Raw genomic sequence first — 13685 nt, 5'->3', positions numbered from 1 at the left:
CTGGCGATCTGCGGCATCTGCGTGGTGACCTCGATCATCGGCAGCTTCTTCGTCCGTCTGGGCAAGTCGAACAACATCATGGGGGCTCTGTATCAGGGCCTGATCGTCACCGGTGTCCTGTCGGTCGGTGCGGTCTGGTGGGTGATCACCAGCCTGACGCCCGAGACCATCACCGTGCCGGGCATGGCCGAGGCCATTCCGGCGATGAACCTGTTCTGGTCCGGCCTGGTTGGTCTGGCGGTCACGGCCGCCATCGTGGTGATCACGGAATACTATACGGGCTCGAACTTCCGGCCGGTGCGATCGGTGGCCAATGCCTCGGTTTCGGGTCACGGCACCAATGTGATCCAGGGTCTGGCCGTCTCGCTGGAGTCCACGGCTCTCCCGGCGATGACGATCATCGTTGGTATCGTGGTCAGCTTCCAGCTGGCGGGGCTGTTCGGCATCGCCATTGCCACCACGACCATGCTGGGCGTGGCGGGGATGATCGTGGCGCTGGATGCCTTTGGGCCGGTGACAGACAACGCTGGCGGCATCGCCGAGATGGCGGGCTTGCCCAGCGAGGTGCGGCATTCGACCGACGCCCTGGACGCGGTGGGCAACACCACCAAGGCCGTGACCAAGGGCTATGCGATCGGTTCGGCGGGCCTCGGCGCGCTGGTGCTGTTCGCGGCCTATACGGAGGACCTCAAGTACTTCGCCGCCGAAGCCTTGCCCGGGTCGTTCTTCTACGGACTCGGCGAGGTCAGCTTCGACCTGACAAGCCCCTATGTGGTCGTCGGCCTGCTGTTCGGGGGGCTGCTGCCCTTCCTGTTCGGCGGGATGTCGATGATGGCGGTGGGCCGTGCGGCCGAATCGGTCGTGGCCGAGGTCCGTCGTCAGTTCCGCGAGAACCCGGGCATCATGACCTATGAGACCAAGCCGGAATACGGCAAGGCGGTCGACATCCTGACGAAAGCAGCGATCCGCGAGATGATCGTGCCGTCGCTTCTGCCGGTACTGTCGCCGATCGTCCTGTTTGTCGCCGTCCTGATGATCTCTGACAAGGCCAACGCTTTCGCCTCGCTAGGTGCCATGCTGATGGGCGTGATCGTGACCGGCCTGTTCGTGGCCATCTCGATGACCTCGGGCGGCGGGGCCTGGGACAATGCCAAGAAGGTGATCGAGGAAGGATTCACCGACAAGAACGGCGTCGTCCACGGCAAGGGTTCGGAAGCGCACAAGGCCGCCGTCACCGGCGATACCGTCGGCGATCCCTACAAGGACACCTCCGGCCCGGCAGTGAACCCGATGATCAAGATCACGAACATCGTGGCCTTGTTGCTGCTGGCTGTCCTGGCGAGCGGGAAGATCGGCTAGGTTCGTCCGACGGTTCAACGAAAGACGCCCCGGAGAGCGATCTCCGGGGCGTTCTTCGTTAGGAGCGATGTGAAGGCTGCTAGTCGTCGCGGCGCTGCTGGCCGGGGACGTCCTCGTCGGTGCGCGGCAGCTGGCCACGGCCCACGTTGCCGAGCAGCTGTTCCAAGATGGTCAGCTGACGACCCCGGGTCGGCGTCTCATTGCCGTTCATGGCCAGGCGCTGACCGTCGTCCAGGCCCAGGGTGCGGACGGCCGCGACCTGACCAGCCTCGTTGAAGGTGATTTCCGTCACGCTGCGCTGCGTCACCTGCGGGCGGTTGTAGGTATATTTTTCCGTCGTCTGGCTGATGTAGTACCAGATGGTGTCCTTCTCGAACGTCGAGGTGGTGGACGGCGAGCCCAGACGGGTCAGGACGGTCTGGCGCGTATCGGTGCCCGCGACGATGTCCGTCGGCTTGGCGTCGATGGCCTGAAATCCGTTCTGGCCCACGGTCGGGGCACAGGCGGCGGTCAGGACAGCGGCCGAAAGAACGGCGAAAGTCAGCTTGGTACGGAGCATGAGCGAGCCTGCGACAAAACAAGGTCTTTGACCTAACCGGACCTGCGCCTTAGTTCAACGGCGCGGCGGAAAAGGGGCCGTATGATCATGCTGTCAAAACTGTTCCGATCCCGACCCCACGCCCGGATGGGCGAGGCCCTGTATGAAAGGGCGGTCGATCAGGCGCGCCAGCCCGATTTTTACACGACACTGGGCGTCGCGGACCGGATCGATGCGCGGTTCGAGCTTTACACCCTGCACGCCCTGCTGCTGATTCTGCGTCTGCGCGACGAGGACAAGACTGGCGAAGCGGGCGGGGCGGAGGCGGCGCAGGCCCTGTTCGACGCCTATGTGTCGGCGTTGGACCACGCTCTGCGCGAGCTGGGGGTCGGCGACACCTCCGTCGGCAAGAAGATGCGCAAGCTGGGCGAGGCGATGTACGGCCGGATGCAGGCCTATGAGACACCCTTGCGCGACGGCGATCAGTCAGCGCTGGCCAGTGGGCTGGCGCGCAATGTCTATGAGAGCGACGACCCCGCCACTGGTGAAGCATTGGCGCGTTATGCGGTGGCCAGCCGTCAGCGTCTGGCCGGGCAGAGTCTCGGTGATCTGGTTAAGAGCCCCAACTGGGCGGAGATTGCGGCATGATCGAGAGCGGATTGCCCTACAGCGTTCCTGTGCGCCTCAACCAGGCCGGCGCGGGCCTGGATCGTCGACTGGAGCCGGATGCAGCCGAGCGGGCGAAAATCGCCAAGTCGCTGGACCTAGCATCGCTGGACGTGTTCGAGGCGGACATGCGGCTGGAGCCCCACGGCAATGTCGGTTGGCGTGTTTCGGGGCGGGTGCGGGCCGATGCGGTCCAGACCTGTGGCCTGACGCTGGAGCCGCTGCCGGTTCACATCGATGCGAAGTTCTCGATCCCGCTGGCCGAGGCGGTCGAAACCGAAAGTGACGAGATCGACGTCACCCTGGATGACGATGCGCCCGATCTGATCGAGGATGGTCAGATCGACCTGGGTCAATATGCGGTCGAGCAGCTGGCGCTGAAGCTGGATCCCTTTCCGCGCAAGCCGGGGGCGGAGTTCGTTCAGCCCGAAGAACCGGCGGAAATCTCGCCCTTTGCCGTGCTGAAGCAACTGAGACCCTCCGACGAAGGTTGACGCAGGGTCCGCGCGGTTGCATCCCGCCCGCGCGGGTCTATCCTTCCGCCTCGATGCGCCCGAGTCCCCGGCGCGACGGAGTCGTACCGGCTTGCCATCCTCCATTCTGATATCGCTCGACGGCATGGGCGGGGACCACGGTCCGCCCGTCGTGATCGCCGGCATCCGGGACTATCGCAAACAGCACGGCGGCGAAGGTGTCCGCTTTCTGGTGCATGGCGACGAGGCCGCCATTCGGGCCGAGATGGCCAAATGTGGCCTGGGCGATGATCTGGTCGTCGTGCGCCACACCGACAAGGTCGTGGGCATGGAGGAGAAGCCGGCCCAGGCCATGCGTCGCGGCAAGGGCTCCAGCCTGTGGAATGCCATCGAGGCCGTGAAGACGGGCGAGGCGCACGCCGTCGTTTCTGCGGGCAACACCGGGGCGCTGATGGCGATCGCCAAGCTGATCCTGCGGATGTCGGCCCATGGCCTTGAGCGTCCGGCCATCGTGGCCAGTTGGCCGACACTGCGCGGCGTGACGGCCGTGCTGGATGTCGGGGCCAATATCGAGAGCGACGCCGAACAGCTGATCGAATTCGCGATCATGGGCGAGGCCTTCCATGCCGCCGTGCATGGCGTGGCGCGCCCGACGGTCGGCATACTGAACGTCGGCTCGGAAGACATGAAGGGCCACGAAGAGGTCCGCGAGGCCAGCCGCATCCTGCGCGACGGTGGCCTGGGCCTGAACTATCACGGTTTCGTCGAGGGCGACGACATCGCCAAGGGCACGGTCGATGTGGTGGTGACTGACGGCTTCACCGGCAACATTGCTCTGAAGACCGCAGAGGGCGTGGCGCGGTTCATATCGGCTTTGATGCGAGAGGCCTTGACCTCCAGCCTTCAGGCCAAGGTCGGGGCGGCGATCGCCATGCCGGCCCTGAAGGCCATGGGGCGGCGGATCGACCCCAGTTCGATCAATGGCGGTCCCCTGCTGGGGCTGAACGGCATCGTAGTGAAGAGCCATGGCGGGGCGGACGCCAAGGGCTATGCCAATGCCATTCGTATCGCGGTCGATCTGGCCCGCAGCGACTATCTGACCAAGGTGCAGGACAGCCTCGGCCGCCTGTCCGCGACCCTGGAGCTGGCGGCGACCGCGCCGCTGACCGTGACGGAGCCTTCCCAGTGAGCGTAGTGCGCAGCGCCGTGACCGGCGTCGGATCCTTCCTGCCCGAACAGGTCGTGACCAATGCCGACCTGGCCGAGATCGTCGATACGTCCGATGAATGGATCCAGGAGCGCACCGGCATCAAACAGCGCCATAAGGCCCGCGACGACCAGCCGACCAGCGACCTGGCCGTCGAGGCGGCACGGCGGGCCCTGGCTGACGCCGGCAAGACGGCGGCCGATGTCGATCTGATCATCGTGGCGACCACGACGCCGGACATGACGTTCCCGGCCACAGCCTCGATCGTGCAGCGCAAGCTGGGCGCGCCGGTGGGGATCGCGTTCGATGTCCAGGCGGTCTGCTCGGGTTTCGTCTATGCGATGAGCGTGGCTGACGGCTTCGTAGCGCGAGGGCTGGCCAAATGCGCCCTGGTCATCGGGGCCGAGGAAATGACCCGGCTGATGGACTGGACCGACCGGTCGACCTGCGTCCTGTTCGGCGACGGGGCCGGGGCCTTCGTCATGGAGCCGCGCGAGGGGCAGGGGACCAAGGCGGATCAGGGCCTGCTGGGTTTTGCCTTGCGCTGCGACGGCAACAAGACGGACCTTCTGTATGTCGATGGCGGGCCGGCGACGACGGGGACGGTGGGCCATCTGCGGATGGCGGGCAATCAGGTGTTTCGTCATGCAGTCGTCAATATCGCCGAGGCGATCACGGCGGCCTGCGAGGCCTCGGGCATCGAGGTGGCGGATGTCGACTGGTTCGTGCCGCACCAGGCCAATCAGCGGATCATCAAGGGTGTCGGAGACCGGTTGGGTCTGGACGAGAACAAGGTGATTTCGACTGTCGCCATTCACGCGAATACGTCGGCGGCGTCGATTCCTCTGGCCATGGATGCCGCCATTCAGGACGGTCGGATCAAGCGCGGCGACATGGTCCTGCTGGAGGCCATGGGCGGTGGGCTGACCTGGGGTGCCTGCGCCTTCCGGTTCTAAGCAAGGATTTCGGCTTTCCATTTGACTGCGCTTGCCCTTTTATGGGGACGAACGACCCTCGGAGGGGAGCGGCCTCGTGACTGACCACCAAACACTGACCCGTGCCGACCTGTGTGAAGCCGTCCATGAAGAGGTCGGTCTGTCGCGTCTGGAATGCGCCGCCATGGTTGAGCGGACCCTGGAACTGATCATCGAATCGCTGGAGCGCGGCGAGACGGTGAAGCTATCCGGGTTTGGCGTCTTCCAGGTTCGCGAGAAGCGGGCGCGCATGGGGCGCAATCCCAAGACGGGCGAGCCGGCGGCGATCAATCCGCGCCGGGTCATCAGCTTCCGCGCCTCGCAGATCATGAAGGGCCGGGTTCACGACGCGATCGTGAGCGCCTGACGCCCGTGGCCAAGAGCCCCAACGCCTTCCGATCCATCTCCGAAGCCGCCGACGAGGTGGGCGTGCCTCAGCATGTGCTGAGGTTCTGGGAGACAAAGTTCGCCTTTGTCGCACCGATGAAGCGGGCCGGAGGCCGACGGTTCTATCGCCCGCAGGATCTGGTGTTGCTGAAGGCTGTGAAACGGCTGCTGCACGATGAGGGGCTGACGATCAAGGGCGTGCTGCGGCTGCACAAGGAGCAGGGGCTGAAGGCGCTGGCGCGGTACGGCGACCCCGGCGGCCTGGTCAGTTTCGATGGTGAAGAGGCTGTGGCGGTGCCGGAGGTAAGACCGCCATCGGGCCGGGCGACGGTTCGGCTGCGTCAGGCCTTGGCCGAGATCGAGGGCGCGCGAGCACGACTGGACGCCGTTCTCATGAGAACCGCCGGTTAGGCCATTTTTCCGTTTGCGGCGCGGCCAACCCCGTCTATAGGGAGCGCCTCTCGGAGCGTGGCGCAGCCTGGTAGCGCACTTGACTGGGGGTCAAGGGGTCGCAGGTTCGAATCCTGTCGCTCCGACCATCTTCCCTTGACCCGGTTAGAAATCACTTCTTCGACTTGCCACCCTCGGCCCATTTGATCAGCGGGAACAGCGGCACGCCCCAGGCGATGCCGGCGATGGCGAAGAAGGCCAGGTCAATCAGTGGCGAATCGGGAAGACGTTCGCCGATGGCGATGACAGCCCAGACGTAGAAGATCAGAAAGGCCACGCTGCCCAGGGCGGCGATCAGACGGCGGAGACGCGGGTTCATCAGCGCTTGTTCCGGAACAGGAAGAAGGTGCCGAGCGACAGGGCCGCTGCGATGCCGGACCAGGCCAGCCAGAGCCACTGCTGCGATGTCGCGACGCCGAAGACCCTGACCGCCAGGAACCAGCCGGCGACCGCGCCGACGCCGGACACCAGGGCCATGGCGAAGAAGCCGCGCCGCCCGGTCAGCATGTCGGCCACACCGGCCAGGGCGAGGGCGATGGCCACGGCGGCGGCGATCTGGGCGTAGGGCAAGCAGCGTCTCCTGTTGCGGCGATCAGACGCCGTAAAGCGACTGGCACTCGTCGTGCGGGGCGGGCATACCGCTGATCCCGGCGGTGGGCCAGCGCCACTGCGAACAGTGTAACGGTCGGAACGGCAGGCGTCGAATGAAGCGTTTCAGCGCAGGTGGGCAGAGCCGGGCAGTGGCGATCTGGCTGTTCGTCAGCGCCGCCCTGGTGTTTGCCATGGTCGTGGTCGGCGGGGTGACCCGGCTGACCGGATCGGGCCTGTCGATCACGGAGTGGAAGCCGATCATGGGGGCCCTGCCGCCGATGAACGGTGCCGACTGGGCCGAGGCGTTCCAGAAGTACAAGACGATCCCGCAATATGAGCACATCAATCCGGACATGACCCTGGATGGGTTCAAGACCATCTTCTGGTGGGAGTGGGCGCACCGGTTCCTGGGCCGGATCATCGGGGTGGTGTTTGCTGTGCCCTTCTTCGTGTTTCTGGTGATGCGCAAGATCCCGAGGCGGCTAATCGGGCGCTGCGCGGTGCTGCTGGCCCTGGGCGGGCTGCAGGGCCTGATCGGCTGGTGGATGGTGTCCAGCGGGCTGTCGGAGCGGGTCGATGTCGCGCCAGAGCGACTGGCGACGCATCTGGGGCTGGCGCTGCTGATCTTCATGGGCCTGATCTGGACGGGGCTGGAAGCCTGGCGGGGCGAGGGACATGCGCGGCCGCCCGTGGGCTGGAGCCGGGGGGCGGCAGTCCTGCTGGGGGCCGTCTTCATGCAGTGTCTGCTGGGTGGACTGGTGGCGGGGGCCAAGGCGGGGTTCGTCTATACCGACTGGCCGCTGATGAACGGGTCGGTCCTGCCGGCGGTGGAGTGGGGTGCGGGGGCGTTGAGCTTCCTGCACGATCAGGCCCTGGTTCAGTTCAATCACAGGATCGCGGCCTATGCCCTGCTGATCGGCGGGACGATCTATGCGGTTCAGGCCTGGCGGTGGCGGCTGGCCGAGGGTCTGGGCGTCAGTGCCATGGTCGTGGCCGGCGTGCTGTGGATGCAGGCGGCGCTGGGTGTCGTCACCCTGATCCATGCCGTGCCGTTGTGGCTGGGCGCGCTGCATCAGGCAGGCGCGGCCCTGGTCCTGGCCGTTGTGACGATCAATCTGTGGCTGGTGCGCCGGTCTCAGCCGCGGCTGTTCATGTCCGGACCGAGGACCAGGGTCCTCTGATCGCCAGGGTGATGCCCGGGTACATGATGTTGACGAACAGAACCTCGCCATCGGGCGAGAAGACCGCGCCCGCGAACTCCGAGTTGCCGGCGAAGACGTTGCGGGCGATCGCATAGACCTGACCGTCCGGGGTGACGCCCTTCAGATGGTTGCGGATGTCACTGGAGTAGTTGTCCTCGCAGACGATCAGATGGCCCCAGGGCGCGACTGTGATGTTGTCGCCCATATTCATGGTGCGCAGGTCGGCGCTTTCGGTAAACAGCTGCAGGCGACCCGGACGGTCGATCTCGCCGGGCTGGCCTTCGTCAGGCGAGGGGACATAGCGCATGATCTGGCCGCGCTTCAGCGGCCCGCCCGAGGTGGCGGTCAGATAGAGTTCGTTGTCGCCCCAATGGATGCCTTCGCCGCGCGCCACAAGGGCCGCGCCGGTCGCGTGGCCGCGCAAGCGCAGGTCGTCATTGGGCGATTCGACGTCGTCCAGGTCGATCCAGACGACCTCGCGCCAGTCGCGCACGGCCCACTCTGCGCTGTCCCAGTTGCGGGTGTCGGCGCGGGGCTTGTCCTTGAAGGCCATGGCCTGGAGACGGCCACCCTCGATCAGCTTTCCAGGCACCTTCGGGATGAAGCGGTAGAAGAGGCCGTCGCCCTTGTCCTCGGTTTCGTAGACGATGCCGGTGCGGGGATCGACGCAGACGGCCTCATGCTCGAACCGGCCCATGGCCTTGAGCGGAACGGGATCGACCAGGCCGGTGGCCGCGGCCGGCACTTCGAAGATGAAACCGTGAGGCTTGGTTACGTCCTTGTTGGCGGGCGTGTCGACGTTCTCCTCGCAGGTCAGCCAGCTGCCCCAAGGGGTGTGGCCACCGCAGCAATTCGTCGAGGTGCCGGCCAGGGACAGATGCTGGCTGACCTTCCGGCGCGTCGCCAGGTCGTAGATCAGGGTGGTGGTACCGCCGGGCAGGGCGCGACCGTCCTTGTAGGTGTCATAGCCCTTGGTGGGGTCCAGCAGGCCAATCCGCTGCTGATGAAAGCCGCCGGGGCCGAGGTTGCGGTGAAGAGCGCTGGAGCCCTTGAGCTCGTGGTTGCAGACCAGGGCGACGCGGGTGCCGTCCAGCGGGAAACAGCCCATGCCGTCCGGCTGCCCCGGCACGAACAGGCCGTCGTCCATGGTGTCGCCACTCTGGGACACGATCTCGTAGGTGAAGCCTTCGGGCAGATCGAGCAGCTTGTCGGGATCGGCGATCAGCGGGCCGTAACCATGGACGTCATTGACATAGGTTTCGCCCACCGGAGCCGCCTGGGCCCTGACATTCCTGGCCAGTCCCGCAAAGGCGACGGCGGCGGCCGAGCCGGTGAACAGCTGACGACGATCAGGACGCATGGGCAGGACTCCGAAGATGTCGCCTTATGCCGGGCGACAGGGGCTGGATCATCATGGTTCTGTGACGAACGGCGGAATGACGCAGGCGAGCGTCGGCCCCGCCGGGATTTCCGTCGGTTGAAGGGTGGGATGGGCCGGCGGAGCGCCGGGCGCGTTGCCCGGAGACCGTGGGGAATGTGTGTTTCGGCATCGCGTCGTCGCTCCGCACGAGATGTCTGACCGGTGGCTGTCGGCCTGGGATGGAGGGGCATCCCCCACCCAGGACCAGCGACGCTCTTAGCGCCTTGCCGACATGGCCTCCGGCGGGCGGGTCGGAGCCTTGCGAACCCGATCCCCGGAACAGCGCAGGTTCCCTGCCATACGCTCTTTGTTGGGGAGCCACCGTGCTCGCGGAGAAGGCCGACACTCTGGCCGACAAACCCGCGTAGCTGAGACCACCCCACCCCGCTCATCACGCTCCCGCCGCGACAAGCCGCAAGGCCTTGCGCCCTTCCCGGCGACGGGACGCGGAGGATTATGGGGCCGGTTCTTCCTATGGCGGGAACAGGTCGCTGGTCGTGCGGGATTGTGGAGCGGGATCAGGGAGTTGGCGGATCAAACTATGCGGGTTGGGGACGAACTCTCAGCATGTGGTCGCTGGTTCTTAAAGCCCCGCCGCCCAGTCGGTGCCGCGGACCAGGCTGTCGATGATGCCCGGTTCGCTGGAGGCATGGCCGGCGTCGGTGACGACGTCCAGTCTGGCCTCGGGCCAGGCACGGTGCAGGGCCCAGGCGCTGGTCATGGGGGTGACGACGTCGAACCGGCCTTGCGCGATCCAGCAGGGCAGGTGGCGAATGCGGTGGACGTTGTTCAGCAGCCAGTTCTCCTCGGGGAAGAAGCCGCCGTTCATGAAGTACCAGCATTCAATCCGGGCGAAGGCCACGGCGAACTCGGCCTCAGCGAAGCGGTCGGGACGGGCGTCAGGCCCCTGGACGCTGACGGTTTCGCCCTCCCAGCTGGACCAGGCGATGGCGCAGCGGTCGCGTTCTGCCGCGTCGTCTCCGGTGAGGCGCTTGTAATAGGCCCCCATCAGGTCGTGACGCTCATCCTCGGGGATGGGCTCAAGGAACCGCTCCCAGGCGTCGGGGAAGATGTGGGAGGCCCCGTCCTGATAGAACCAGTGCAGTTCGGGTTTGGTCAGCAGGAAGATGCCGCGCAACACCAGCGACAGCGCCCGGTCGGGATGGGTGATGGCATAGGCCAGCGACAGGGTGGAGCCCCAGCTGCCGCCGAAGACGACCCATTTGTCGATACCCAGTTGCTCGCGCAGGCGTTCGATATCGGCGATCAGGGTCCAGGTGGTGTTGTCCTCCAACGAGGCATTGGGACGGCTGCGGCCACAGCCGCGCTGGTCCAGCATGACGATGCGGTATCTGGCGGGGTCGAAATAGCGACGCATGCCCGGATTGACCGCGCCGCCGGGCCCGCCGTGCAGGACGATGACCGGGATGCCGTCCGGATTGCCGCTCTGTTCCCAATAGATTTCATGGACGCTGTCGGTCGCCATGAAGCCGGTCTGATAGGCCTCGATCTCGGGATAGAGGTCGCGGCGGGTCGCGGGCGCGGGAAAAGCCATACTGTAAACGGTCTTTCGTATTCGCCCGGTCAGGCGGGTTTTGAGGGAGCGCGCAGGGCGCAGACGGCCAGCAGAAGCCAGGCCAGGATCATCAGCAGGCCGCCGATCGGGGCGACGGCCCCCATCGCCTTCAGGCTGAGCAGGGCGATGGCGGACAGGGCCAGCGAGAAGATCAGGCCACCTGCGGCGGCCATTCCTCCAGCAATCAGAATCAGGCGGTCACGCGACGGCCAGAGGACGCAGACGAGAGCCAGCAGGGCATGGACCATCTGATACTGGGCCCCGGTCGTCAGCAGGGTCTTGACCGCAGGGCCGGCACCATGTGCGGCGAAGGCCCCCAAGGCGACGGCCATGGCACCGTTCAGACAGGCGAAGGGGGCAAGCAAGCGTGACAGTATCATGGAACACTAGATAGAGCATGGAATCAGGCGCGTCTGCTAGACCCCGACTTATGTCTCCCGCCGCCCGCATGGCCCTGCAATATGTTCTGCTTTTCGCGGCCAACGGCGTGACCCTGCCGTTTGCGGGACTGTGGTTCAGCGCCCAGGGGCTGAGCGGGGCCGAGATCGGGGTGCTGCTGGCCGCACCGATGCTAGGGCGGCTGGTGACGGGGCCTGCGCTGGCCGTCTGGGCTGACGGGTTCCAGACGCGGCGAGCCCCCATCGCCATCCTGGGGGCCGTGATGGCGGCGGGCTATGCCGGGGCTGGACTGGCGAGCGACTTTACGGGCTGGGCCATCGGCTGGTTCGTCGGGTCGACGGCGGCGGCGGCACTGATCCCGCTCAGCGATGTGCTGACCCTGCGGCTGGCGGCGCGGCATGGCTTTACGTTCTCGCTGCCGAGAGGGGCGGGGTCGGCGGCGTTCGTATTGGCCAATCTGGGGATGGGGGCGCTGCTGCTGCGGGCACCGGTGGACGCGGTGATCGTCGCCAGCGTGGTCGCGGCCCTGGGCATTGTGCTCGTCGCCGCTTTTGTCCTGCCGGGCGAGCGCGTGACCGACGGCGCGACGGTTCGGGGTCGCGAGCGGTTCAGGGGGCTTGGCCGACTGCTGGTCGATCCGGTCTTCATGCTCGCCATCTTCGCCGTCGGTGCGGTGCAGGCGGCGCACGCCTTCCAGTACGGTTTCTCCGCCATCCTGTGGCAGACGCAGGGGATCAGTGCGGCGGTTACGGGCCAGCTCTGGGCGTTCGGCGTGGTGGTCGAGATCGCACTGATGTGGGTCGTCGAGCCCTGGCGAAGGCGGATGGGCATAGGGCCGTGGAGCCTGCTGGTGATCGGATGCGTCGCCTCCATCCTGCGCTGGTCGCTGATGGCGATGGCCCCGCCGCTGTGGGCGCTGTGGGCCCTGCAGGCGCTCCATGCCCTGACCTTTGCCGCGACTTTTCTGGCGGGAGTGCAACTGGTGGAGCGGCTGTCGCCGCCGGACGGGCATACGGCGGCGCAGACGCTGAGTTCGGTGCTGTCGGCCGGGGTGCTGATCGGGCTGGCGACGATGGTGTCGGGGCCGCTGTACGACCGGTTCGGAGCCGGTGGCTACTGGGCGATGGTGGCCTTGTCGGGCCTTGGGCTGGCGGCCGCGCTGGTGCTGCGTGTTGGACTGGCCCGGCGGATGCTCAGGCCGCGCGAGGGCGGGGCAGGGGCGCCAGATGCCGGGCGATCGCCTGGGCCGCCGCCTTGACCGCCTTCTGGACCTGGTCGTCGGCGGCATCGACGGGCGCGCGCAGCAGGCCGACGGCCGGTGTATCCATGCCTTCCGGCAGGGCCGCGAGCACGCGATACAGCAGATAGCTGCCGACATCGTCCTCGGTCTCCGAGCTGACTCTGGCCTTCAGACCGGCTTCGGCGATTTCGCGCACCATTTCGGCGGTGGGGGCCGTTGCCCGGGCGACGCCGGGGCCGTCGGGGTTGCCCCTGTGGGTGCCATCCAGCGAGCGGTTCTCGGTGCGGATCTGCAGCTTGAACCCGCCCTCCTGCCGCGTCCGTCCGACCAGAAGAAGTCCGCGGCAGGCCGGAGAACTGAGGGCTTCGCCCAGGGTGGCGACCAAGGCATCGGGTGCGGCAGGGTCGATGGCCAGGGTTCGCGCGCCGGTCGGGTTCCAGGCCTCGCCGGACAGGTCCTCGACCGGGTCCCAGCCGGTGTCACCGATCTCATAGGCGCAGATGGCGATCGCCGGTCGGGTGTCCGGCGTCTCTAGCAATCGGGTGTCGAGCATGGCCCCCGCCTGTGCATGACGATACTGTGACAGATGGCGGGACCGTGTCGGAAACAGGCGGGTCCCGTCAATACACAATCGTTCAAGGGCTTAGCCCAGATCGCCGATGGCGGCGTCCAGAAGCATATAGGCGCGACCGCCGTCGGAGGTCAGCTGACCCAGCACGCCTGCACCATCGCGCGCCGCCGCCCGCACGCCGAGGTCGCGGGAGAAGGCACGCACATAGGCCTCGGCGTCGGCTCGCATGTCAGGGTCGGTCAGGACTCGGCGGGAGACGCTGCGCACGGCGGCCGGGGCGACGCGACGCACGATCTGACGCGCACGATCGGGATCGCCGCCGGTCACGGCCTGGGCCGCCTCCTCGACGCGAGATCGGGGCAGGAGTGCATTCGGATCGACCCCCATGCGGCGAATAGCGGCGGTGATCCGCTCGCCCAGAGCTTCGGTCGCGACCGGCGGCATCAGCGGGGTGTCGAGATCGAGCGGTTCGTCGTCGCGAGAGGCTTGGCCTGAACCCTCGCGTTCGAAGGTGTTGGCCGGCTGGAGAGCAGGCTCGGGCTCCGGTGCCGGGCGGATGCGCTGGCCGAAGCCGCGGGTTTCCTCTTTGGGCGCGATGGCCGGGCGAAGGCCGGGGTCGGGGCGTGTCGGGG

At 66.7% G+C, this 13685-nt stretch carries 16 protein-coding genes, 1 tRNA gene and 1 pseudogene; 10 read left to right on the top strand and 8 right to left on the bottom strand.

Translation table 11 applies throughout. From position 1 onward, the window contains the following. The coding region (locus JHC81_RS10830) for a sodium/proton-translocating pyrophosphatase (protein WP_292174421.1) at positions 1-1359 on the top strand (1359 nt) is incomplete at its 5' end. A gap of 79 nt (positions 1360-1438) precedes the next feature. Here the strand turns inward: JHC81_RS10830 and bamE are convergent. Further along, entirely contained in the window at positions 1439-1918 is a 480-nt protein-coding gene (gene bamE, locus JHC81_RS10825) for an outer membrane protein assembly factor BamE (RefSeq protein ID WP_292174418.1), read from the bottom strand. An 81-nt stretch (positions 1919-1999) separates the two neighbouring features. Between bamE and JHC81_RS10820 the strand changes: the two genes are divergently transcribed. The 7 genes from JHC81_RS10820 (at position 2000) to JHC81_RS10790 (ending at position 6143) form a co-directional block, all read left to right on the top strand. Continuing rightward, on the top strand, positions 2000-2545 hold the full coding sequence (locus JHC81_RS10820) for a ubiquinol-cytochrome C chaperone family protein (RefSeq protein ID WP_292174415.1): 546 nt from the start codon (positions 2000-2002) through the stop codon (positions 2543-2545). Continuing rightward, entirely contained in the window at positions 2542-3057 is a 516-nt protein-coding gene (locus JHC81_RS10815; protein ID WP_292174413.1) for a DUF177 domain-containing protein, read from the top strand. Before JHC81_RS10820 ends, JHC81_RS10815 begins: the two co-directional genes overlap by 4 nt. A 91-nt stretch (positions 3058-3148) precedes the next feature. After that, complete coding sequence (plsX, locus tag JHC81_RS10810; RefSeq protein WP_292174410.1) at positions 3149-4225, top strand: phosphate acyltransferase PlsX; 1077 nt, start codon at positions 3149-3151, stop codon at positions 4223-4225. Then, entirely contained in the window at positions 4222-5199 is a 978-nt protein-coding gene (locus JHC81_RS10805; RefSeq protein WP_292174408.1) for a beta-ketoacyl-ACP synthase III, read from the top strand. The genes plsX and JHC81_RS10805 overlap by 4 nt, the downstream gene beginning before the upstream one ends. A gap of 76 nt (positions 5200-5275) precedes the next feature. Then, the gene (locus JHC81_RS10800; RefSeq protein ID WP_292174405.1) at positions 5276-5584 is read left to right on the top strand and encodes an integration host factor subunit alpha; all 309 of its coding nucleotides are present in this window, start codon (positions 5276-5278) and stop codon (positions 5582-5584) included. A 5-nt stretch (positions 5585-5589) separates the two neighbouring features. Further along, positions 5590-6015, top strand: a complete 426-nt coding sequence (locus tag JHC81_RS10795) for a MerR family transcriptional regulator (RefSeq protein WP_292174402.1) — start codon at positions 5590-5592, stop codon at positions 6013-6015. A gap of 51 nt (positions 6016-6066) precedes the next feature. Then, positions 6067-6143, top strand: a tRNA-Pro gene (locus tag JHC81_RS10790). 23 nt (positions 6144-6166) lie between these two features. On the opposite strand, the gene JHC81_RS10785 is transcribed toward JHC81_RS10790, so the two are convergent. Next, positions 6167-6373: a DUF2842 domain-containing protein gene (locus JHC81_RS10785; protein ID WP_292174400.1), complete on the bottom strand. Its 207-nt coding sequence runs from the start codon at positions 6371-6373 to the stop codon at positions 6167-6169. Continuing rightward, the gene (locus JHC81_RS10780; protein WP_292174398.1) at positions 6373-6624 is read right to left on the bottom strand and encodes an LPXTG cell wall anchor domain-containing protein; all 252 of its coding nucleotides are present in this window, start codon (positions 6622-6624) and stop codon (positions 6373-6375) included. Before JHC81_RS10780 ends, JHC81_RS10785 begins: the two co-directional genes overlap by 1 nt. A 134-nt stretch (positions 6625-6758) precedes the next feature. Here JHC81_RS10780 and JHC81_RS10775 point away from each other — a divergent pair, with 134 nt between their 5' ends. After that, a complete protein-coding gene (locus JHC81_RS10775) occupies positions 6759-7826 on the top strand; it encodes a COX15/CtaA family protein (RefSeq protein ID WP_292174396.1) in 1068 nt (355 codons plus the stop codon). Here the strand turns inward: JHC81_RS10775 and JHC81_RS10770 are convergent. The 3 genes from JHC81_RS10770 to JHC81_RS10760 all read right to left on the bottom strand — a co-directional run bounded on the left by JHC81_RS10770 (position 7795) and on the right by JHC81_RS10760 (position 11223). Next, positions 7795-9207 (bottom strand): alkaline phosphatase PhoX, encoded by a 1413-nt coding sequence (locus JHC81_RS10770; RefSeq protein ID WP_292174394.1) that lies wholly within the window; start codon positions 9205-9207, stop codon positions 7795-7797. The genes JHC81_RS10775 and JHC81_RS10770 overlap by 32 nt on opposite strands. A gap of 643 nt (positions 9208-9850) precedes the next feature. Continuing rightward, complete coding sequence (gene pip / locus JHC81_RS10765; RefSeq protein WP_292174392.1) at positions 9851-10822, bottom strand: prolyl aminopeptidase; 972 nt, start codon at positions 10820-10822, stop codon at positions 9851-9853. A gap of 29 nt (positions 10823-10851) precedes the next feature. Further along, the gene (locus JHC81_RS10760; RefSeq protein WP_292174389.1) at positions 10852-11223 is read right to left on the bottom strand and encodes a DUF423 domain-containing protein; all 372 of its coding nucleotides are present in this window, start codon (positions 11221-11223) and stop codon (positions 10852-10854) included. Between the two features lie 50 nt (positions 11224-11273). Between JHC81_RS10760 and JHC81_RS10755 the strand changes: the two genes are divergently transcribed. Then, positions 11274-12500 carry an MFS transporter gene (locus JHC81_RS10755; RefSeq protein WP_292174387.1) on the top strand — a complete coding sequence of 409 codons (1227 nt, stop codon included), beginning with the start codon at positions 11274-11276 and terminating at the stop codon, positions 12498-12500. Here the strand turns inward: JHC81_RS10755 and JHC81_RS10750 are convergent. Both JHC81_RS10750 and JHC81_RS10745 read right to left on the bottom strand, forming a co-directional pair. Next, positions 12436-13035: a hypothetical protein gene (locus tag JHC81_RS10750; RefSeq protein WP_292174384.1), complete on the bottom strand. Its 600-nt coding sequence runs from the start codon at positions 13033-13035 to the stop codon at positions 12436-12438. The genes JHC81_RS10755 and JHC81_RS10750 overlap by 65 nt on opposite strands. Before the next feature lie 90 nt (positions 13036-13125). Next, positions 13126-13685, bottom strand: a pseudogene (locus JHC81_RS10745) (tipN); the annotation flags it as partial.

It is taken from the genome of Brevundimonas sp. (assembly GCF_016463295.1).
Taxonomy (GTDB): Bacteria; Pseudomonadota; Alphaproteobacteria; order Caulobacterales; family Caulobacteraceae; genus Brevundimonas.
The sequence above is the reverse complement of the archived record's forward strand: the minus strand, read 5'-3'. Positions and strand labels throughout refer to the sequence as shown.